16 protein-coding genes are annotated in these 20,873 nt (G+C 65.9%); 8 read left to right on the top strand and 8 right to left on the bottom strand.

Annotated elements, in window-relative coordinates; translation table 11 throughout:
* Positions 1–12: 12 nt before the first annotated feature.
* Together Pla108_RS17765 and Pla108_RS17760 are read left to right on the top strand one after the other, a co-directional pair.
* Positions 13–1,149: a succinylglutamate desuccinylase/aspartoacylase family protein gene (locus Pla108_RS17765; RefSeq protein ID WP_146446324.1), complete on the top strand. Its 1,137-nt coding sequence runs from the start codon at positions 13–15 to the stop codon at positions 1,147–1,149.
* Positions 1,150–1,461: 312 nt separating this feature from the next.
* On the top strand, positions 1,462–1,866 hold the full coding sequence (locus tag Pla108_RS17760; protein WP_146446323.1) for a hypothetical protein: 405 nt from the start codon (positions 1,462–1,464) through the stop codon (positions 1,864–1,866).
* 115 nt (positions 1,867–1,981) lie between these two features.
* Here Pla108_RS17760 and Pla108_RS17755 read toward each other — a convergent pair whose 3' ends face one another.
* Positions 1,982–2,824 (bottom strand): hypothetical protein, encoded by an 843-nt coding sequence (locus tag Pla108_RS17755; protein WP_146446322.1) that lies wholly within the window; start codon positions 2,822–2,824, stop codon positions 1,982–1,984.
* Between the two features lie 121 nt (positions 2,825–2,945).
* Entirely contained in the window at positions 2,946–4,442 is a 1,497-nt protein-coding gene (locus tag Pla108_RS17750) for a YeiH family protein (protein WP_146446321.1), read from the bottom strand.
* Positions 4,443–4,606: 164 nt separating this feature from the next.
* Here Pla108_RS17750 and Pla108_RS17745 point away from each other — a divergent pair, with 164 nt between their 5' ends.
* The 3 genes from Pla108_RS17745 to Pla108_RS17735 all read left to right on the top strand — a co-directional run bounded on the left by Pla108_RS17745 (position 4,607) and on the right by Pla108_RS17735 (position 6,923).
* Complete coding sequence (locus Pla108_RS17745) at positions 4,607–5,098, top strand: pyridoxamine 5'-phosphate oxidase family protein (RefSeq protein WP_146446320.1); 492 nt, start codon at positions 4,607–4,609, stop codon at positions 5,096–5,098.
* A gap of 50 nt (positions 5,099–5,148) precedes the next feature.
* Positions 5,149–5,310 (top strand): DUF3309 family protein, encoded by a 162-nt coding sequence (locus tag Pla108_RS17740; RefSeq protein WP_146446319.1) that lies wholly within the window; start codon positions 5,149–5,151, stop codon positions 5,308–5,310.
* A gap of 206 nt (positions 5,311–5,516) precedes the next feature.
* A complete protein-coding gene (locus tag Pla108_RS17735) occupies positions 5,517–6,923 on the top strand; it encodes a transglutaminase-like domain-containing protein (protein ID WP_197526675.1) in 1,407 nt (468 codons plus the stop codon).
* Between the two features lie 23 nt (positions 6,924–6,946).
* Here Pla108_RS17735 and Pla108_RS17730 read toward each other — a convergent pair whose 3' ends face one another.
* Entirely contained in the window at positions 6,947–8,134 is a 1,188-nt protein-coding gene (locus Pla108_RS17730; RefSeq protein WP_146446317.1) for a M12 family metallopeptidase, read from the bottom strand.
* 306 nt (positions 8,135–8,440) lie between these two features.
* Positions 8,441–9,727 carry a phosphopyruvate hydratase gene (eno, locus tag Pla108_RS17725; protein ID WP_146446316.1) on the bottom strand — a complete coding sequence of 429 codons (1,287 nt, stop codon included), beginning with the start codon at positions 9,725–9,727 and terminating at the stop codon, positions 8,441–8,443.
* 277 nt (positions 9,728–10,004) lie between these two features.
* Here eno and Pla108_RS17720 point away from each other — a divergent pair, with 277 nt between their 5' ends.
* Both Pla108_RS17720 and Pla108_RS17715 read left to right on the top strand, forming a co-directional pair.
* Entirely contained in the window at positions 10,005–11,489 is a 1,485-nt protein-coding gene (locus Pla108_RS17720) for a matrixin family metalloprotease (RefSeq protein ID WP_146446315.1), read from the top strand.
* A complete protein-coding gene (locus Pla108_RS17715) occupies positions 11,449–12,750 on the top strand; it encodes a hypothetical protein (RefSeq protein WP_197526674.1) in 1,302 nt (433 codons plus the stop codon). Before Pla108_RS17720 ends, Pla108_RS17715 begins: the two co-directional genes overlap by 41 nt.
* 4 nt (positions 12,751–12,754) lie before the next feature.
* On the opposite strand, the gene Pla108_RS17710 is transcribed toward Pla108_RS17715, so the two are convergent.
* Positions 12,755–13,822, bottom strand: coding sequence for a GDSL-type esterase/lipase family protein (locus Pla108_RS17710; protein ID WP_146446313.1), 1,068 nt, complete (start codon positions 13,820–13,822; stop codon positions 12,755–12,757).
* A 427-nt stretch (positions 13,823–14,249) separates the two neighbouring features.
* Here Pla108_RS17710 and Pla108_RS17705 point away from each other — a divergent pair, with 427 nt between their 5' ends.
* Positions 14,250–15,296 (top strand): SDR family NAD(P)-dependent oxidoreductase, encoded by a 1,047-nt coding sequence (locus Pla108_RS17705; RefSeq protein ID WP_146446312.1) that lies wholly within the window; start codon positions 14,250–14,252, stop codon positions 15,294–15,296.
* 618 nt (positions 15,297–15,914) lie between these two features.
* Here Pla108_RS17705 and Pla108_RS17700 read toward each other — a convergent pair.
* The 3 genes from Pla108_RS17700 to Pla108_RS17690 all read right to left on the bottom strand — a co-directional run bounded on the left by Pla108_RS17700 (position 15,915) and on the right by Pla108_RS17690 (position 20,762).
* Complete coding sequence (locus Pla108_RS17700) at positions 15,915–19,907, bottom strand: FtsK/SpoIIIE domain-containing protein (protein WP_146446311.1); 3,993 nt, start codon at positions 19,905–19,907, stop codon at positions 15,915–15,917.
* Positions 19,908–19,986: 79 nt separating this feature from the next.
* Positions 19,987–20,211, bottom strand: coding sequence for a hypothetical protein (locus Pla108_RS17695; RefSeq protein WP_146446310.1), 225 nt, complete (start codon positions 20,209–20,211; stop codon positions 19,987–19,989).
* The gene (locus Pla108_RS17690; RefSeq protein WP_146446309.1) at positions 20,208–20,762 is read right to left on the bottom strand and encodes a hypothetical protein; all 555 of its coding nucleotides are present in this window, start codon (positions 20,760–20,762) and stop codon (positions 20,208–20,210) included. The genes Pla108_RS17695 and Pla108_RS17690 overlap by 4 nt, the downstream gene beginning before the upstream one ends.
* Positions 20,763–20,873 lie beyond the last annotated feature (111 nt).

Here is a 20,873-nt window from a genome sequence, read left to right as displayed (position 1 = left end):
GCGGTTTCCGAAATGCCTAAACCCGAGCCCCATGTCTGGGGCGATGTCGTTGTCCCGCCCGGGGCCTCTGGTGAGGTCGCCCTCGCCGTCTCCGAGAGTTACTCCGGTCTCACGCTGCCGATCCCGGTGTTCGTCCGCCGTGGGCTGGAGGACGGGCCGGCCGTCTTTGTCACCGCCGCGCTGCACGGCGATGAGCTCAACGGCACCGGCGCCATCCGCCAGTTGATCGGCGACCCCACGCTGCAGCTGAAGCGGGGCACGCTGCTGCTGGCGCCGATCATCAACCTGCTGGGGTTCGACCGCCACAGCCGCTACTTGCCCGACCGCCGGGACCTCAACCGCTGCTTCCCCGGCTCGGCCAAGGGGAGCCACGCCAGCCGGCTCGCACGGATCTTGTTCGACGAGATCGTCGGCCGTTGCGACTGCCTGATCGACCTGCACACCGCCGCGGTGCGCCGGACCAACTTCCCCAACGTGCGTGCCGACCTGACCGACCCCGCGGTGGCGGAACTGGCCCGCGCGTTCGGCGCCGAGATCATCGTCGATGGCCGCGGGCCCGAGGGATCGCTGCGCCGCGAGGCGTGTCTTGCCGGCAAGCCGACGATCATCCTCGAAGGGGGCGAGGTCTGGAAAGTCGAGCCGACCGTCGTCGAGTACGCCGTCCGAGGTGTCAAGAACGTGCTTTCGCACCTCGGGATGATCGACCAGCCGCCGACGCCGCCGGCCTATCAGGTCGAGGTCCGACGCACCGAGTGGGTCCGCGCCGACCACGGCGGCTTCCTCCAGATGCACGTCGGCCCCGGCGACACCGTCCGGGCGGGCGACCCCGTGGCGACTAACACGAGCCTCGTCGGGTCGGTGATTGAAACGCTCTACGCGTCGGCCGATGCGGTTGTGCTCGGCGTGGTGACGATCCCGTCGATCGCACCGGGGGACCCGATCTGCCACCTCGGCCTGCTCGAAGCGAGCCAGCCCGGCCCGGGCGCCCGCGGGATCGATCGCATGCGGGACCGTCTCCACCATAGCCATCCCCACGCGCGGGCCCACGGTGACCTCGCGACGAACCTCATCGTCACCGATGAGCCGCCCGTCGATCTCGAAGACGACCTCGAAACCGACGAAGGCCTGGGCCACGAGGAAGAGGCCTGATGCGGGCGTATGAGTCGGATCACTATCTGAGTTAGTGCTGACCCCGCCCTATCCCCCCACCACCTTCAGCGGAAATGGTCAGGGGAGGGGGACCACGACGCTCAATCGCGGACCCTCGGCGCCGCTGAATCGCCTCGTTTCTCTGCGTCTCCGCGACTCTGCGCGAGACTTTCCCGGGCCCGCGGAAAGAAATCCGTAACACCCCCCACCAGCCGCCGCTTGGCCTTGTAGAGACGAGACCAACCGGCTGCGGCGAGACACGGCAGACTCGACCCCGGCCTTCCCCCATCACCTGCCGCTGGAGACTTTCCGATGTCGCTCAAGACCCTCACGCTCGCTTTCGCTTCGGTCCTCGTGCTGTCCGGTTCGGCCTTCGCCGGCGACCTGATGGACGACCTCTCAGCCGGGATGGACGTCGCTTCGATCAATGACGCCGGCGCCGAGCTCGAAGAGCTCGACCTGGGTGGCCTCGACGTCGATCAGATGGCCCAAGACGCTGGCGAAGAGACCGACGCCATCGAGACCTGCTTCCGCCGCTTCGGCGGGCACCACAGCCGTGGCTGGAACCACTGGGGCGGCTACCGCTCTTACAACTACGGCCACTGCTACAACAACTACAGCTACGCCTGCTACCGCCCGCTGTACTGCTACCGCCCCGTGGTGAGCTGCTACACCCACTGCCTGCCGGTCGTCACCAGCTACTGGGGTTGCTACTGATACTGGGGTTGCTACTGAGCCGCGGCTTACCGCTCTACGAAAACGCCAAGCCCGGCGACGCACCGCAAGTGTGTCGCCGGGCTTTTTTCGTTTCGAGGCCAAGCGACGGCGACGCTTAGCGACGGCGACGCGACACACCGGCAAAGAGCAGCGTCATCAAGCAAGCCGCGGCTGCTGCGGGCTCGGGAACGACAACTACCTTTGCCAGGACGGTTTCCTGCCCCAAGTAGAGGGACGAGAGGCCCAACGTGTAGCCGTACTCAACGATCGCGCCAACAACGGGCAGCGGCGCGCCGATCGAAATCGACATCAGAACGAGTTCGCCCGGTTGGGGCGCAGGCCGTTCGGGCACAGCGAACAGCGAGGCGTCCAAACCGGGTTGGAGCCATTGGTCAAAGTCGAGCTGAAAGCCTCCGAAGCCAGAGATCGTTTGGACCTCTGCTGCAACGTGAGCACCGCCGACGGCAAGCTCGAAGCCGGCGGGGCCGTAGTCGGTCGCCGTAAAGGACGTTCCCGCCGTGAGTCCGATGAAGGATTGCCTCGAGTAAGACGTCAGGTGAGGCAGCCCGGGGCTAGCGACTCGCGATTCACCGAACAGCAACGTGACCCTGCTAGGCGAGTGATAGCTCCGGATGCCAAATTCGTCGGCCGGCCCGAGCATCGGCGGGGCGAGCAGCGACGCGGCGCCCGTGCTGGGGTCGTACGTCAGCTGGGGGCCATCGACGTAGACAGCTTCGCTGTAGGTCGAGTGGACGGGATCGACGAAGAGCGTCCCTTCGGGGACGGGCCCGAGGTCCCAGAAGTAGGGCAGACGCGGGTATTGCGGCGCCAGGGTGAGGGTCGTCTCCTGGGCCTGAAGGCCCGAGATTGCGGTAGCGATTGCACTCTGAAGACCGGCGCTAGCGTCACTTGCGACGCAAGCAGAGGCCAGCGCGACACCGAGCAGGCGGCAAAACATTGACGAGACTCACCAAGACAGGACACGCCCCCCGGCGAACTCTGCTTACCCGTCTCGATCGGCTGGGCGCCACCACTCGGTACAGCAAAAGGCGTCCCAAAGCACCGATTGGCTTCAGAATCTACGGCGCCCTGTCCGAGGGCTCGAACGCCCGCGGGTGGTCGGTCCAGAACATCGCCGACGGATCGACGCCCGCCTCGGCGAGCGTCGGCTGCGACTCGTCAGCGGTGGCAACTGGCGCTTCGCTCACCGCCGGCGGATAGAGCACGCCGAACATCAGCCACGCCATCGCCAGGGTCAGCACTAGATTGAGCGATTGCCCACAGGCGTAGAGCACCAACGGTTTGCCGCTGCGCAGCGGCCCGGCGAGTTGGCGGAAGTTGGTCTCGAGCCCGATCGACGCGAACGCCAGCGCGAAGCACCAGCCGCGGAGCGTCTTGGTGGCGCCGGAGATCGTCGCGCCGACGATCGCCTCGCCTTGCGGGTGCAGTTCGCTGAGGAGTGAGAAGACAATCGAAGCGCCGAGGAACCCCAGGATGAACTTCGGCATCCGCAACCAGATCTCGGCCAGCGCGCCGGCGAGCCCCCGACGCGAGTCGGGGGAGTTCTCCGTGGCGCCCTCCCCCGACTCGCGTTGGGGGCTCGCCTTGGGGTCGATCGCGGTGACCCAGTAGGTCGCCACCGCGAAGGCGACCACGCCGATCAGCACGTTCTGGATCATCTTGATCGTGGTGGCGGTTACGAGCGCGGTGTCGTCGCCATCGCCTGAGAGCAACGCGCCGGCGGCGCCCACCGCGCCGGTCGAGTCGATCGTCCCGCCGATCCACGCGCCGCCGACCGCGGGGGGGAGCCCCATCGCGCGGATCGCCGGGGGCATCACCAACATCATCACGACCGTAAACGCCATCGATAAGCCGATCGCCAGCGACAACTCTTCCTTCTTCGCCCGACAGGCGGCCGCCGTGGCGATCGCCGCCGACACGCCGCAAACCGACATGTCGGCCGACACCACCATGTTGAGCGAAGGGGACTCCATGCGCAGCACGCGTTGGCCGAACCAAAACGTCGAGATGAGCACGACCGGTGTCACGATCCAGGCGACCGCGATCCCCGGCGCGCCAAGAGCAAGCAGTTTGCCAAGCAGCACCTCGGCGCCCAGCAGTACGAGACCAACCTTCATGTAGAGCTCGGTTCGCACGGCCGGCCGCAGCCAGGCGGCGACGCCAATCGTGTTCGAAATCGTGAGGCCGAGCACGATGGCCCAGAGCGGGTAGGCGAGTCCCCAGTACTTGAACAGTTCCCGCTCTTGGCACAGGTACGCGACCAAAGCCAACGCGAAGACCGCTGCGAAAGCGTTGGCGAATCGGGCCGACGACGTTCCGTCGATAAAACGAACGGCGGCGCCGAACGTTGCGAGCAACGTCACCGCCGCGCCAAGGACGCCGAGCGAACGGCCGTCGAACGCCGCGACGGGCGACACGGTCCATTCGGTTGGCGTCGCGAGCCAAGGCTTGAGCGGGTTGGACTCGCCACCCACCGCCACGACGGCCAGGACCGACCCGGTCAGCAAGACAGCGCCGACCAGCACGGCTAGCCAGTCTTCGGTGATACGCGGCATTAAGGGGTCGGGCCTCTATCGAGCGGCGGGCAGAAGCGGTGGGACGTCTACGGAACGAAGCGCCTACAAAAGTAAGCCCCGTCGGTTCCTAGGACCACCCGCGGTGGGGGCTTTGGCCCGAGGTTTGCATCCCTCTGGAACCAATCCAAACCCCAGGAGACGCCATGTCCAAAGAACCCCGCGAACGATTCCAAGACCTGCTCGAGAGCTTCACAACCGGCATGCTCGTCACCCAAGGGCCAGACGGACTCATGACCGGCCGGCCGATGAACATCGCCTCGATCGAGTCCGACGCCGACGTCTGGTTCTGCACCTCGATCAAGTCCGAAAAGGTCGACGATCTCGCCGCCCACCCGCAGGTGCTCGTCACTTTCCAGGATTCGGGACGTCATCTGACGCTCAATGGTGCGGCGGAGCTGGTCAAAAATAAACCCAAGATCGCCGAGCTGTGGAACGAGAGCTGGAAGGTCTGGTTCCCGGACGGCCAAGACGATCCCAACTTGGCCCTCCTGCACGTCAAAGCGTCACACGGCCAGTACTGGGATAATAGCTGGCTCCAAGGCCTGAGCTACGCCATCCGCGCCGGGCAGGCCTATTGGAAGGGTGAGCAACCTGAGATCCCCGAGGACGTGAACGCCAAGGTCACGCTCGGATAAGGGCCGAACCAAAGCTATTTCTCCGTCCGCCACCCCCTAAGCGCAACACTATGTCACCAATCGGTCTTATTCTGCTCATCGTCCTGCTGATGCTCGTCCTCGGCGTCGCCCCGGCATGGCCCCACGCCCGCAACTGGGGCTACGGACCGAGTGGCGGCCTCGGCTTGGTTCTGGTGATTGTCCTTGTTCTCGTCTTGATGGGCCGAATCTAGCGGACCTCTTTGCGGAAGATAGGCGATAGCGATCGTTCACGAGCGCGCAGAGGAGCGGGTTTGAGTGCGCTTTCGAGCGATTGAGTTGGTTTAGGATGTAGCGGCGCGGGCGATTCCCGCGCCGCTACCTCGAACCGCCTCGCCTTCGGACCCTCGCTGTGCTCGATCGAAATCTGTGTACCGCCTTGGGGCTAGGCGTCCTGGCGATGGTGACCCCGTCCGTGGCCGCCGGGGAGCCTGCCGACGAACTCGACCGTTGGATCCGGCAAGGCGATTACGCTCCGGCCGAGGCGTACCTACGGGGGCAAGTCGCCGACCCACAGGCGCCCATCGTCGATGGACCGGCCGCCCAGCTCGAGTTCCTCCGGCGGACGCGGCGTGAGTACTCGCTGACGGAAGCCGAACTGCTCGATCAGCTCCGCGAAAGCCTCCCCGACGTCACGCAGGCAGACATCCAAGCTTGGACCGCGGCGGACGATCTACAGCACCGCGTCATCGACGGCGAGGTGCGTTACTTCCGCCGTGCGGCGAACAACCTGCCTCGACTGAACGCCGACGCGAAACGCCGTCGCGACGCCGCCGCGGCCGAACGCGCCGAAACCACGCCGAAGAAGTTCGATCTGCTCGCGCTCATCCGAGAGGTCTACGCGGCAAGCGAGCGCACCGGCGCGGTCGAGGTTTGTCCGGTGCGACACCACGTGACCTACGCGCTCACCGTGATGGAGTCGTGTGATCGCGTCGTCCCCGGCGCCAAGGTCCGCGCTTGGCTCCCCTTCCCGCAAGAATATCGACAGCAGTCGCAGGTGCGGCTCCTCAGCAGCACGCCCGAAGTGAAGAAGGTTTCGCCGAACGGCTCGCCACACCGCACCGTCTACTTCGAAGAGACGATCGGTGACGACGCGAAGCCGCCGAAGTTCACCGTCGAGTTCGAGTTCGTCACGGCGGCCTACTGCCCCGACCTCGATCCCGCCGACGTGAAGCCCTACGACACCGACAGCGATTTTTACCGCGAGTTCACCGCCGAACGGCTGCCGCACATCGCCCTCACGTCCGACGTCCGCGAGCTCGCCGCCGAGATCGTTGGCGACGAGACCAACCCGCTGCGCAAGGCGCTGCGGCTCTTCACCTGGGTGTCGAAGAACATCACCTGGATCGGCGAGATGGAGTATGGCGCGGTGCCGAGCCTGTCGCTCAAGGGGCTCACGATGCGTTGCGGCGATTGCGGCGTGCAGAACATCTCGTTCGTCACGCTGTGCCGCACGGTCGGCGTGCCGGCGCGGTGGCAGTCGGGCTTCGGCACCAAGCCCGGCGAAGAAAACATGCACGACTGGGCCGAGTTCTATGTCGAGCCCTGGGGCAGGCTCCCCGTCGATGCGTCCTACGGCCTACAAAAGTCGGACGACCCCAAGGTCCGCGACTTCTTCTGCGGCCGCATGGACCCGTACCGCCTGATCGTGAACCTCGACTACGGACGGCCGCTCATCCCGCCGAAGACCAGCCTCCGCAGCGAACCCACCGACTTCCAGCGCGGCGAGATCGAGATCGACGGGCGGAACCTCTACTTCGACGACTGGTCGTACGACTTCGATGTGGAGTCAACACCGGAAAAATGACGTACGAGCGGACCAGCGTTTAATCAGGACCACAACATCACCGCTGTCTCGCCGCTGGCCCAATTGAGGTAGAGACGGATCCGCAGGATGTATCGCCGTCCCTTGATCAGTCGAACGCTGATCTTGGCGTTGGTCGACTCGCCGCTGTCGTCGTCTCCGGCGAGGAACACATCCTCGCCGTCGATCTCCTCAAAAAGCACCATCACGCTGTCGGAACGACCGAAGGTTTGGATAGTGAAGTCGTCGGTCTTCTCGGGCTCGATGTAGAAGTCCCGCTGCTCTCCCGGCGTGAGTGGCAGTCGCTCCAATTCGAAAGGCTGGAGCTTCTTGTAACGGCGTTTGTCGAGCGGCGGGTAGAACTTCCGGACTTCCTCTTTGTCGGTTTCAGTGAGCCCGTCAGTGGGGTTGAGCCCGTTCCGAAACTGAGCGGGTTCGACGATCAAGCCCGCGCCGAAGCTGTAGTGCATGATCGAATTCGGGTCCCAGTTGGACCCCTCGACTTCGGCTTGGTCCAGCTTGCGGAGCACGTTGTGGAACGTCTGTTCGCGGCTCCATCGGTTGGGCGGCATGCCGAACTCGCGGTACACGGCTTCTTCGTCCCAAACGATCCCCGAGAACGGATTTTGATGCTCGTGGGGGAAGCCCAGCGTGTGGCCGATCTCGTGGATTGGCGTGTCGACACCGCCGCCACGCGGGTCTTGGCGTAGATCCCAACCGAAGTTCATCGTGCGTTCGTGCTGGCCGGGGATGTCGATCACGTCCCGCCCGACGTACGACCACGCCCCGTCGCCGCGCCGAAACCCGATGCGGACCTCGGCCTCGTCGATGTTGTCGACCTCCTCGAAGCGGATGCCGATCCCAACGTCTTCCCAAGCGGCGAAACCCTCCCGCACGAGGTCCAGATTACTCGGGTCACCCTGATCGTGACCGTCCTCAAAGAAGTAGTAATGTAGCTTGGTGCCGTTCACCCACTTCTTGCCCATGTAGCGTAGGAGCCCTTCCCGGTAGGACGAGACCTCCGAGGAAAAGATCCGCTCGGGAACCTTCGGCAGCGAGCAACTTCCGAGCCCCATGTCTCCTGTGGACGCGGCCCTGGACGGCTTGGTGTCGCCGTAAGCCCCGGGTCCACTCCTTACGGATTGCTCGAGCTTCTCAATCCGGCGGCTCAGTTGTTCGAACTGCTTGCTAACATCGATCGTCTTGTCGGCCATGATTTCGCGTGGATGAAGACAAGTGGAGCGTCTCCGGTGGAGTGCGCCACACGGCGAGAGAATCAAACACGGCAGCAATCGAAGCGTGCTCAGCCTATCGGAACGTGTGGATTCCGATCAAGTATTTTCTTGTATCTTCACATACACACGACCTACAGAACTGCCTAGGAGTTGCGTACTTTAGTCGCCTTGCATGTGAGTTAAATATACTAGCTGACGTTACAATACCGAGAAAGCAAAAAAGGCGGGCCGACAATCTGCCGGCCCGCCCTTCGCGTTTCTTAGCGTTTCTCCGCGTCGCCGCGGTTACTTGTTGATCCGAGCCACGAACTTCGGCCCGCCGTACAGGGCGCTGCCGCCGAGTTGCTCTTCGATCCGCAGCAGCTGGTTGTACTTCGCCATCCGGTCGCTGCGGCTCGCCGAGCCGGTCTTGATCTGGCCGGTCGCCATCGCCACGGCGAGGTCGGCGATCGTGCTGTCCTCGGTCTCGCCCGAGCGGTGCGACGAGATCGACGTGTAGCCGTTGTCGTGGGCCAGGTTGATCGCGTCGATCGTCTCGGTCAGCGTGCCGATCTGGTTGACCTTGATGAGGATGCTGTTTCCGATCCCCTCGTCGATGCCGCGCTGCAGCCGCTCGACGTTGGTGACGAACAGGTCGTCGCCGACCAGCTGGCACTTGTCGCCGATCTTGTCGGAAAGGAGCTTCCAGCCCTCCCAGTCGTCTTCGCTGCAGCCGTCTTCGATCGAGCAGATCGGGTGCTTGTCGACCCACGAGCTGAGCAAGTCGACCATGCCGGCCGGGTCGAGCTCCTTGCCGTCGATCGTGTAGACGCCCTTCTTCGTGTCGAAGAACTCGGTGGCGGCGCAGTCCATGGCGAACCAGACCTGTTCACCCGGCTTATAACCGGCCTTCTCGATGGCGGTGAGGATAATGTCGAACGCCTCGGCGTTGGCGCCCAGGTTCGGAGCGAAGCCCCCCTCGTCACCAACACTGGTCGACAAGCCCTTGTCGCTGAGAACCTTCTTCAGGTGATGAAAAATCTCGGCGCCACAGCGGAGCGCTTCGCTGAAGTTGTCGAAGCCGAGCGGCATCACCATGAACTCTTGGATGTCGACCGAGTTGTCGGCGTGCTCACCGCCGTTGAGGATGTTCATCATCGGCGCGGGCAGCAGCCGGGCGTTCGAGCCGCCCAGGTAGCGGAACAGCGGCAGGTCGCAGTAGTTGGCCGCGGCGCGGGCCGTGGCGAGCGACACGCTGAGGATGGCGTTGGCGCCGAGCTTCGACTTGTTGGCGGTGCCGTCGATCTCGAGCATCCGGTGATCGAGGCCGACCTGGTCGAGACCGTCCAGGCCGATCAGCTCGTCGGCGAGGACCTCGTTGACGTTATCGACCGCCTTGAGGACGCCCTTGCCGAGGTAGACCGACTTGTCGCCGTCACGGAGCTCGTTGGCTTCGTGGGCGCCGGTGCTGGCGCCCGAGGGGACGGCCGCGGTGCCCTGCGAGCCGTCGGAGAGCGTCACGTCGCACTCGACGGTCGGATTCCCGCGGCTGTCGAGGATCTGGCGGGCGTGGATGTCGACGATTGTGCTCATAAGAGGCTGCGGGCGGGGGCTAGAGGCGGGGAGAAAACGGACCTAACAGGCTGGCTCGTTGTGCGAGCCCGCCTGGGGAACGCCCATTCTAGGGGGGCGGCCCCGCCTGTCGAGCGGCCCGCCCGCGCCGATTGGAGGGATAAATCGGGGGCTTCGTGGACGAACTCACCCCTGTCGGCCCCGCCGGCACAAATTACCCACGACGCCGAGGCCCGCGTTTGCGAAAATGGGGCTTTGACGCCCGCCGTGGCGTCTGGCGCCAACTGGAACGACCCGCTTGCACCGCACCGACCGCCAATTCGTCCGCCCCCTACGGCTAGCCGCCGTCGCCCTGGCGATTGCCGGATCGACGTCCGCATACGGTTTCGTCCCGGCGGGCGGCACCGACGACGCCTCGCGTTGGCAGCTCACCGCCGCCGGCACCACCGGCCAGTCGGGCGACCCGGTCCGGCTGACCTGGAGTTTCGTCCCCGATGGCACGCTGGTCCGGCGGCCCGAGAACACCGCCAACACCGCTCCCAGCGACTTTATCGCGACGTTCGACGCCACCTTCGGCGCCGGACCCGGTGGTTCGGACCTGACGCAGCGCCCTTGGTTCACCTACTTCCAGCAGGCGTTCGATCGGTGGAGCGCGTTGTCCGGAGTCACTTACACCTACGAGTCGCATGACAGCACGTTGACCCACGGCGCGGGAGTCGGACTCACGAATATCCGCGGCGACGTACGGATCGGCGGGATCGGGATGGACGGCATCGGCGGCACGCTCGCCTACAACTATTTCGCCACCGACGGCGGCGACATGGCGATCGACACCGACGACCTTGCCGGCCTGCTCGCCGATTCGAGCAACAACTACCGCGGGCTCCGCAACGTGATCATGCACGAAGCGGGGCACGGCCTCGGCCTCGACCACTCGTCCAGCGGTGACGCCAACTTCTTGCTAGAAGCGTCGATCGACACCTCGTTCGACGGCCCCCAGCACGACGACCTCCGCGGCATCCACTGGCTCTATGGCGACGTTTTCGAGAAGGCTCCAGCCGGCCGCAACGAGACGGCCGCTCTCGCCACGCCGCTCGGGGCATTGCAAGCCGGCTCGATGTTGGCGATCGGCACGTCGGGTAGCGGCTCGGCGATCGGCCCCAACGAGACCGACTTCGTCAGCATCAGCAACGAGAGCGACCTCGATTTCTTCTCCTTCACGGTGAACACGCCGGTGAGTCTCGACCTGTCGCTGACCCCCCGCGGGGCCAGTTACAACCAGGGCGGGACGCCCTTCAACACGTTGACGACCAGCGACCTGTCACTCGCCCTGTTCGCCAGCGACGGCGTGACGCTGCTCGCCGACTCGGCCAGCAATCCGGCGGGCGTCGTCGAGTCGATCACCGACTTCGCGTTGACCCAGCCGGGGACTTACTACGCCCGCGTCCGGGGGCCGGTGACGACCGCCGAGCAGGTCGTGCAGTTCTACCGGCTCGACCTGGCGGCGACCGACTTGATACCGGCGCTGTTGGGCGATTTCAACGCCGACGGCGTCGTCGACGCCGGCGACTACACGTTGTGGCGCGACGAGAGTGGTTCGAGTGTCTCGCCGTACAGCGGCGCCGACCACACGGGCGACGGCCAGGTGACAGCCGCCGACTACTCCCTCTGGCAGGCCCACTACGGCGAGACGCTCGGCGGGGGCGCGGCATCGGTCCCCGAGCCCGCGGCCGCTTGGTTGCTTGCCACCTTGGCGATCGGCTGCGGTCGATTGCGTCGCTAGCGGCGCCCGCTACGGCAGCGCTCTTGGCCTGGGCGCCGCGTTGCCGCTAGCCTCCCGGCGGAAAACCGAAAACTCCCGGGCCGCCGCCATGGACCACGACAACTCGACGCGCCACATCCTTCAGGGACGCGAGCTGATCGACTATCTCGTCGAGAAGGCCTCAGGCGCAACGAACGCCGAGCTGTTGGTTCGCGAAGAACGCCGCAACCGGCGGATGGCGGCTCTGTTGTCGGTGCTGACGTTCTTCGGGATCGGCGCCATCGTCGGGGCGATCAAGATGTTCGTCCAGAACGAGATTGAGGTCTCCGAGGTCCGCGTCCGCGAGGAGGTCACCGAGGCCCTGACCCTGGAGTTCGTCCAACGCCACGACGAGTTCCAACAGTCGGTCGCCGCGTCGATCGCCGAGCGAGTCGATAACGAGGTCGGCGCCGTCCGGGCCGAGCTGCAGAACTACAAACTCTACCAAGAGCTGATCGCCCACTCCGAGGGGGTCGCCACCAACGCGGCCGACGGCAAGATCGCCGAGAAGTCGCTCGGCCATGCGATGGACGCCATCGCCGCGCTCGCCGATGTTCCGACGATCCGCGGGCAGCCACGTTTTTTAGAAGCGGTCAACGTCGTTGTCGATGTCTTGGTCCGCACCGACCGCGAGTCAGCGATCGAGAAGTTTGAGACGCTGCTGGGCGACGTCATGGCGACCCACAAAGACACCGCCCTCGACCTGGTCGATCACTACGGCGAGCTGATCATCTCGTCCCCCTACCCGATCGAACGGCTCACGACCGAGGCCGCCGCCCTGGCCCGTTACGCCGCCGCGGCGCGCGAGCACAGCTACCCCGAGCGCGCCCTCATGTGGGAGCTCTTCGTCGCCTACAAGTCGAACGGCTACAGCCCGAACCGCACGACTGAGAGTCTGGTGGAGATGACGCACGACCTGAGCGACACGGACCTCAACGAGCTGTGCTACCAGCTGTTCTTGCACAGCCACCCCCTGCACTGGATGAACACGCCCGACCACGAAGGGCGTGAAATGGCGCGGCTGGTCAACGGCCTCATGAACGATCACCCGACGCTCCGCAAAATCCTCGAAGCCCGGGCCGAAGACCCGCAACTCGCGACGCGGCTAGCGGGCTTGGTGCAACGCCGCCGCGAACGGTCGGGCGAAACGACGCCCAGCGAGACGCCCCCGGCGGAGCCGGCCGAGAGCCCCACCGAGGTGGCCGAGGCGCCACCGGGGCCTAACAACACGCTGCGCCGCTAATCGTTTACCAGCCCAACCGACGGCGCAACACCGGCTCGATCTCGTCGGCGATCAAGACGTGCTCATTCGCAACCGGGTGGGGGTCCACCGGCCGGCCACGCCGCCACTGGAGAGAGACCCGCTCGATTCGATCGTCGTCGAGACCCGCGACGACCCGATCTAAGTAGCGCCGCATGGCGTCCCCCTTCTCGCCGGGTCCATACATCGGTGAGTCGAGCACAAAAGCCCGAGCCTGCGGGGCGTCGGCGCGAACCCGGCGGAGCAGGTTCTGGTAAGCAGTGACAAACTCCTCCTCGTCGGGGATGCCGAGGTTGAAGTCGTTGGTCCCCAGGCAAACGCCGACCGCGTCGGGGACATAGCGCGCGGCGTCCCACGCCGACGTGGCGTCGTCGGGCAGCGCCCGGCCATAGAGCTGGGGGGCGTTGATTTCTTCGGGCCAGCGCTTGCCCTCCCAAGTCCGGACGATCCCCCGCCCGCCGTAGCTGACAAGATGCGCCTGGGCGCCGAGCCGACGCGCTAAGAGCCAACCAAACGCGTGTCGTCCGCTGGAGTTCTGCGCCCCCTGCGGCGGGTCTTCGGGCCGCACGTCGGCGCCCGCACCACAGGTGATTGAATCTCCAATGAACAACAACCGTCGGTCGGATCGTGGCGGCGGATCGAGGAAACGGCCGTCTCCGGCGTCGAACGAATCGACGACCAACTCCCCCTGCCAACTCTCGGTCCGTTTGACGACTTCGATGTTGTGCTCCCCCGCCTCGCCATCGAACAGCACCAACTCGTTCTCACCCTTCGAGAGGCGTTGCCGCTCGTACTCACCGCCGTCAATCGCCACGTCGAGGTAGACGTCGTCACTCGACGCCCGGCAGTGCAGGACGAGCTTCGGTCCGTCAATGCGTAGACGAAGCGTCACGCCGGGATACGCGATACGGAGAGCGCCCTCGGTCCCCTGCGCCGTGCGGCCCTCCACCGCAACGTGGTTGCGATAATTGGCCGAAGGCACAACCTCCGCTCGCGTCGCCGTGGAGGCGCTAAGCAAGGCCGTCAATAGCAGCAAGCGAGTCGGTGGGCTCATGGCGAAAGCGTCCGTCGTCGGTTGAGTGGGTGGTTCTGCCGGCAAGATTCGGCCCCCCGGCCGCGAGGCGTCGCCGCCGACCGGCTCACCCACCTTCGCGCGGCGCCAATCATGATGGGTGAACCCGCCGGTTGAGAGCGTGGCGATCGCCACGCCTGATCGCCGGCGGAACCTCCCATCCTACAGGCTGACCATCGACCTCTTCAGCCCGATGCCGCCGCTCCGGCGCCGGGTCAACGGCTGGTGAAGCGCACCTATTTGCGACGCCAGTACGGCAAACAAGCCGCGGCGAGCCAGGCGCCAGGCCTGTGAGGCGCTAGCCGCGGATAGCGCCACGATTGTTCATGAAGGTATAGCGTTTGCATCGACACGGGGTTGGCCGAGTCCGTCACTCGGGCTTCACCTCAGGCAACGCGACGACTCCAAAATGAACGCGACAACAAAGACTATCCTCGCGGCGGCTGGTCTCGGAGCCGCCACGGTGATCGCCGCGCGAGCACTCGTGCGACGCAGCCGTCGCATCGACATGGCGGGTCGGACCGCAATCGTCACCGGCGGTTCACGGGGGCTGGGCCTCGTACTGGCGCGTGAACTCGTTGACGAGGGCGTCCGCGTCGCGCTGCTTGCCCGTACCGAAGCCGATCTCCAGAGCGCGAAGGCCGATCTCGAAAGCCGTGGCGGCGTCGCCGAGTATTTCGTCTGCGACGTCAGTAATCGTCAGCGAGTGAATGACGCCGTCCGTCAGGCGGAGACGAAGCTTGGTCCCATCGACCTCTTGTTCAACGTCGCGGGGATCATCGAAGTCGGCCCGCTCGACGCGATGACGGAGGAGGACTTTCGCAAGTCGATGGACATCAACTGCTGGGGCATCCTGCACACGACGCTCGCCGTGCTGCCGGGCATGCGTGAGCGGCGGTTTGGGCGGATCGTCAACATCGCTTCGATCGGCGGCAAGCGCGCCGTGCCGCACATGCTCCCGTACGCCGCTAGCAAGTTCGCCGCCGTCGGGCTGTCGAATGGCTTGCGGGCCGAGCTCGCGAAGGACGGCATCCTGGTCTCGACGGTCTGCCCCAGCCTGATGCGCACCGGCAGCCCTCGCAACGCGACCTTCAAGGGGCAGCACCGCAAGGAGTACGCCTGGTTCAGCATCGGCGACTCGCTGCCGATCGCGTCGATGGACGCCCGCACGGCCGCCCGCCAAACCATCGACGCCTGCCGCTACGGCGACGGCGAGGTCCTCCTCCGCACCCCACTGAACATCGGGGTCCCCCTGCAAAGTCTCTTCCCCGGCCTGACGCGCGACGCCCTCGCGCTCGCCAACCGCCTGCTCCCCGAGATGGGCGGCATCGGCAAAGACTCGGCCTACGGCTACGAGAGCTTTAGCGAGTGGTCGCCGTCAGTGCTGACGACGCTCACCGAAAAAGCCGCGGAACGTAACAACGAGATGCGGCCCCGGCCCGCCGACGCGACTTAGCACCGATACCACTTAGCCCCCGGTCATTGACCGGGGGCTAAGTACGTGACGCGCCGCCAATCGCCGCTCACGGTCCCGGGAACACATCGCCATTGAACTCCCGATGAATCTCTTCGGGAAGCGGGTCGTTGAAATCGTCGGGGACGACGAATTGCCCTTGGCACAGACCCTGCCGGGTGTAGCTTCGGGAGTAATGCGGCGACGCGATATCGCACTCTATGCGCTGCGATTCCCAATTCTTTTAAAGCACGCGTTCATTCCGCAAGAGATTGCAAAGACCACTCCACCAATCAACACAGCTTGAAGTGCGATGAACTGCAGAAACGGCCCGACGAGTGAATTCCCATGAAGGGGTGGCCGTAAATGCGATCTAGCATGCCGGCCTGCGCGCTAACTACTGGGTCGAGCGCAATATCGATGCCCCTCCCCATCGCTTCTGGTATGAACGCGAGTAGCATTCCACCGAGCGCAAAGTCAAGCAACGGCACGTTAACCAGTAGCCATAGGACCACGCTCGCCATCGCTAGTTGGGTCGCGGTACGAGTCACCATTCGGCGTAGCCCTCTGCTGCAAACCTAGACGGTGCGATTCCATCGCACCCTACTCAGCTGAAACCTTTCACGCCCGCTGCGTCGCCGCCTCCTTCACCCGCTCCAACCACTCGTCGGTCGGGGCGCCGTACGGGCGGAACTTCTCGGCTTGGCCGGTCTCGTCGTTGTAGAACAGGGCCCGGTGCATCTGGAGGTCGCTCGCCGCCGGGCTGTCGATCAGGTGCGACGAGTCGGCCGCCGACATCTGCAGCACGACCCGCAGCGCGAACTCGCGCAGCATCTGGCGATCGAGCAGCCGCTGGGTGCTGTTGTACGAATCGCACCACACCAGCGTGTGCATCCCGATCGCCGGGCCGTTCTTGACGAGGTCGGCGAGCACCGCATCAGGCTTCTTGGGTTCGTCCGACGCGCCGAAGCTGAAGTCGTCCTCTCGCTTGCGGAGCTCGCGGAAGCGGCCCGCGTTGTGCAGCACCACGTAGAGCGGCGGGGCGGTCGTCGCCGGGGCGTCGCTCAGTTGCGTCTCACGAGCGGCGAGTTCTTCGGCCAGCTCGTTCATCACGGCGATCAAGCCGGCTTGATCGATCACCCGCACGTCGTTCGGCAGGGCGTCGGCGACTCGATCCCACACCCCCTCGGCCTCTTCGCCGGGACGCGTCCCGTCGAGCACGATGAACCGCGCGGCGGGGTCGGCCGCGGCGAGCGACACCACGGCCGTTGTGAACATCCCCAACGCCGCCGGCTCGTGGGGGCCGACGCACAGCAGGTTCGATCCCGGATGGCGACCGAAGGCGACCGACGTCGGCGGCTTGATGGCGACCGCGGCGCCGATCCAGGCCTGCGGCGGGCGCCCGACCTTCACCGGCGGCGCCGCGCCGGCGAGCAACTCACCGAGCGGTAGATTCTTCAGCGGGTCGGCCGGAGCGTTCCCCTCGAAGACGATCGTCTCGGGCCGGGGCAGTTCGAGCCGGTGTCGATGCTCGTCGATCTGGTCGAGCTTGCCCGAGCGCTCGCGGTCGGGGAGCCAGACGACTTGGAAAGGCTCGTTGGCGGAGATCAACCCGTTCTGGGCGTTGTAGATTGCTTCCCCAGGGCGACTGAGGAAGCGGGCCGCCGTGTTCCGTTCGTCGCTGAGGATCAGGTGGGCGTCCGCCTCGCTGCACTCCAAGGCGACGCGGATCGCGATCTGGCCGAGCGTGCTGCGGGCGATCGAGTAGGCGCCGGCGAGCGTCTGTGTGCCGAGCACCACGTGCATGCCGAACGCCCGGCCTTGCCGCACCAAGCGGTCCATCAGCAGCGAGGATTCCTGCGCAAGCCGGTCGTCCTCGACGAACAGCTCCTGGAACTCGTCGACGATCAGCAGCACCCGCGGCACCCGTTCGCCGGGACGTTTCGAACGATAATCGGCCAGGTTCTGGACGCCCGCGTCGCGGAACTTCTCGCCGCGGACACGCAGCTCATCGTCGAGCCGCTCCAGCACGCTCAGTCCGAATTCCCGTTCGCTCTCGATCGCGATGACGCGGGCGTGGGGCAGGCGGTGGGTGGCGTACGACTTGAACTCGACGCCCTTCTTGAAGTCGACGAGATAGAACTCGACCTCGTCGGGCCCGAAGTGCATCGCGGCGCTGGTGACCAGCGCGTGGAGGAACGTCGACTTACCCGAGCCGGTCTTGCCCGCCACCAATAGGTGCTGCGAGGTCCCTTTGCCGAGCCGCACTTCTTGCAAGTTCTTGGCGCCCGCCCGGCCGACAGGGATCCGCAACTCGTCGCCGCAATGCTCCTTCCACATCTCGCCCGGCGGTGGCTCGACAACGCTGAAGGGGACTTCGACACGGACCGCGTCCTTGGCCGCTTGGCCGGCGCGCTTGATAACCTCGATCTCTCGCTCGATCGGCGGCTCGGTCGCGAGCTCTATCGGCAGGTGCTCCAAAGCCGGTCGTCGCCACGCGAAGCGTTCGGCGGCGTCGTCCCAGTCGAGCCACGCGGCGTTCTCTTTGATCTCGTCGAGACGGAAGTCGGTCGGCAATCGTACCGCCGTGTCGACTCCGAGCAGCGTGTAGACGCCACAACGCGGACCGCCCGTGACGAGGCTCACCAGCCGCCGGCCGGCCAGCTCGCTGAAGTTGTTCGGGAAGCCGGCCGCGATGACGACCTGGAACGGCTCGGCCACCTCGCCCGCTTGCGCGTTGTACTCATGGATCGACTCGTACTCGCTCCGCAGGTACTTCTGGAGCACCGTCTCCATGTGGTTGGTGAGTCGGCCGAGCTGTTCCTCGATGTCGCGAGTCTGGCTCCAGATGCGGCCGGCGATCAGCTGCTCGTCGGCGTCGGCCAGGTGCATGAACGCCTGGAAGTTGTCTCCCAGGCCGACCGGGTCGAGGATCGTGAACCGCACCTTGCCCGGCGGCATCGCCGTCAGGAGGCGGAGCATCATCGCGCGGAGCAGCTCGACGCTCCGCTTACGGCCTTCGCCCGCGGCGGTGAGCAACAGCGTTGGATGCTCGGCGAAGTTCATCAAGGCCGGCGCCTCGAGCCGTGTCTCGGGCGGCCGCAGCCGGGCGTCGTCCGACAAGCCCTTCTCGATCTCGGCGAGGTCGAAATACGTCTTCCCAAAGGCGATCGCTGCGGGCGGCTCGGTCGGCGGTCGCCAGTCGGCGCTGTCCCCCTCGGCCTTCCCCTTCGCGGGCCCCTTCGCTGGCCCCTTCGCAGGATAGTCGGTCGTTGCGAAGTCGGGGAAAAGCCGTTGGCACTCGGCGCGCATGTCGCGGAGCTCGGCGCGGACGTCGTCGTAGCCGGTGAGCCAGCGCTCGAACATCGCCTGCCAATCCGACTCGGCCTCGGCTTCGATCGTCTTCACATCGGCGGCGTAATCGGCCTCGATGCGGGCGATCTGGTCGTCGCGGCGTTTGGTCAGGTCCGTGACGCTCGCGTTGTTCTCTTGGCCCAGGTCGGCGAGCGAAGCCTCCTGGCGGTCACGCATCCCCGCGAGCTTGGCGGGGAAGTACTGGCTGATCTCGGAAAGCTCGGCTTCGTTCTTGGCGACGGCCTCGTCGATCCTCTGCTGAACCCGTTCGGCGAGCGCTTTTTGGTCGGCGTCGCGGCGCTCGCGCAGCTCGATCAACTGTCGTTTGGCGCGCTGCGCGCCGAGCGTGTGCGTGGCGAGCAGTTTTTGCTCGGCGTCGGCCAGCGACGCCTTGGCGGCAGCGAAGCCCTCGGCGGTTTGCTTCTTGGCTTTGGGACTGAGCGTCACGTAGGAAGCGACGGCGGCGATCGCCCCCGCGACGACGCCGAACACGTACCCCCGCCAGTCGTCCCAGCCGAGCGTGGTCCCCGTCAACGGCAGAACGATCGCGAGCACCGCGGCGAAGGCGCCGCCGGGGATAACGCCTTTCAACAGCCGAGGCAGCGTCTGATCGTAGAGCGATTGGGCCGCCTCGCGCGCCGCATCGATCGCCGCCACCGCGTCGGCCTCGGCGCCGTCGCACGCCGTGTCGTCGGCGTCGGGCTTCACGTCGCCGGAACCGGTCAATTCGGGCTCGGCCGGCGCGCCGGCGAGCTGGTGATCGGCCGAGCCGATCCCGCGCGAGCGCGCGATCTCGATCGCCTCCGACGCGATCAAGTCGAGGTCGCCGCGGAGCTTTGTGAGCCGCTTCCGCAGACCTTTGAACTTCTCGGGCGGCTTCTTCCGCGCCGCGTCGTAGAGCGTGAGGATCTCCCAGCTCCCTTCTTTCTGTTCCCGCTCCGCTTCCTTGCGTGTTTTCGTTAGGTCGGCCTCGGCCTTGAGCCGACGCGCTTTGTACTCTTCCTGGGTGCGGCTGCGTTCGGCCTCGTAAGAGGCGACCAGCATCGCCCGCCGGCCTTCGGCGCCGGAGTCGATCCCCTCGCGTTCGGCCTGCCCCGCTTCGCTGACGTCGCGGCGCCGTTTGGCGCGGCGATTGGCGGCCTCCTTGAGGGCGCGGGTTCGGGTCTGCGAGATCCGCTGCTCCTCGGCGTGCCGCTCGGAGGCGGCGCGGCGCAGCGCCTCCATCAGCTCGATCTGGCGGTGGGTCGAGAGCTGCGACAAGGGGCGGTCCTGCGGGACGGGTCGGGTCGGTGTGGCGTCGGGTTCGGGGCCTCTTCCACTCTACCAGCAAAGGCCCGATTCAACCTTCCAGGTCGCGTTGAGCTTCCTGGAGCAACCCGCGCATCCGGCCCACCGCGTCGAGGGCCGACTTTACAATCGGCGCCATCGGTTCAATGTGTTCCTTGAAAACCGCTTCCGAGACAGAGTCGTTCCACTCGTCGGAGGCCTCGCCCCAAACGCGGTGCAGGTCCTTCAGCCCCCGGACGAGCCGGGCCGACCCGGTGTCGAGGTCACACGGCTTCATGGCGTCTCCCCTTCGGTCTCGGGCGGCGTCTCTTCGGCGGCGGGGCCATCGGCCTCGCGCGGGGCGGACGCCGCCATCGAGCCGCTCACGTACTTCTCGAGCGACAGAATCGTCCGATCCAGCAGCGCCACCGCCCGCGGCGTGTCGAGCTCCACCAGGGTCCGCAATTTGGCGATGCGGCCTTCGTACTCGTGCAACTCGTGCCGGAGCGTGCGGGCCCAACCGCGGACCCGCTCTTGCTTCTCCCGGCAGTGGACGAGGTTCGCCTCGGCCTTCTTGAGGGCGGCCCGTTCCTCGGCGCACGAGGGCTGTTCGTCGTTGATGGGGTACATCAAACAGCGGTGCAGATTCGCCTTCGCCTCGGTCACCGCGTCGTGCGCCTTGCGGACCCGCAGCTTCCAGTAGGCGGGCCGGTCATGCTCGACCCAATCGATAACGCGGCGGATCTCCGCGGCGAGCTCTTCGATCCCGTCGGTCGACTTCTGGCCGAACTTCACCAGCTCGTCACGGACGAGTTGGATCGCGTCGAACGACCGGACCTGGGCGGGCATGGGAGGGGGAGGGACGAGGGTTTAGGGACGGGGGACGAGGGCGAACAGGAAGCTGAGCTACAAGGAGAAGATGCCGCAATCTCCCTCGTCCCCCGTTCCTCAAACGCCTCG

Source organism: Botrimarina colliarenosi (assembly GCF_007859955.1).
In the GTDB taxonomy this organism is placed as follows: Bacteria; Planctomycetota; Planctomycetia; order Pirellulales; family Lacipirellulaceae; genus Botrimarina; species Botrimarina colliarenosi.
Note: the sequence above shows the minus strand (reverse complement) of the source record. Positions and strands in the feature narration are given on the sequence as shown.

Excerpts from the sequence above, each read along its gene's own strand:
- Pla108_RS17765 (WP_146446324.1), top strand. The coding sequence starts at position 13 with ATGCCTAAACCCGAGCCCCATGTCTGGGGCGATGTCGTTGTCCCGCCC.
- Pla108_RS17760 (WP_146446323.1), top strand. The coding sequence starts at position 1,462 with ATGTCGCTCAAGACCCTCACGCTCGCTTTCGCTTCGGTCCTCGTGCTG.
- Pla108_RS17755 (WP_146446322.1), bottom strand. The coding sequence starts at position 2,824 with ATGTTTTGCCGCCTGCTCGGTGTCGCGCTGGCCTCTGCTTGCGTCGCA.
- Pla108_RS17750 (WP_146446321.1), bottom strand. The coding sequence starts at position 4,442 with ATGCCGCGTATCACCGAAGACTGGCTAGCCGTGCTGGTCGGCGCTGTC.
- Pla108_RS17745 (WP_146446320.1), top strand. The coding sequence starts at position 4,607 with ATGTCCAAAGAACCCCGCGAACGATTCCAAGACCTGCTCGAGAGCTTC.
- Pla108_RS17740 (WP_146446319.1), top strand. The coding sequence starts at position 5,149 with ATGTCACCAATCGGTCTTATTCTGCTCATCGTCCTGCTGATGCTCGTC.
- Pla108_RS17735 (WP_197526675.1), top strand. The coding sequence starts at position 5,517 with ATGGTGACCCCGTCCGTGGCCGCCGGGGAGCCTGCCGACGAACTCGAC.
- Pla108_RS17730 (WP_146446317.1), bottom strand. The coding sequence starts at position 8,134 with ATGGCCGACAAGACGATCGATGTTAGCAAGCAGTTCGAACAACTGAGC.
- eno (WP_146446316.1), bottom strand. The coding sequence starts at position 9,727 with ATGAGCACAATCGTCGACATCCACGCCCGCCAGATCCTCGACAGCCGC.
- Pla108_RS17710 (WP_146446313.1), bottom strand. The coding sequence starts at position 13,822 with ATGAGCCCACCGACTCGCTTGCTGCTATTGACGGCCTTGCTTAGCGCC.
- Pla108_RS17705 (WP_146446312.1), top strand. The coding sequence starts at position 14,250 with ATGAACGCGACAACAAAGACTATCCTCGCGGCGGCTGGTCTCGGAGCC.
- Pla108_RS17695 (WP_146446310.1), bottom strand. The coding sequence starts at position 20,211 with ATGAAGCCGTGTGACCTCGACACCGGGTCGGCCCGGCTCGTCCGGGGG.
- Pla108_RS17690 (WP_146446309.1), bottom strand. The coding sequence starts at position 20,762 with ATGCCCGCCCAGGTCCGGTCGTTCGACGCGATCCAACTCGTCCGTGAC.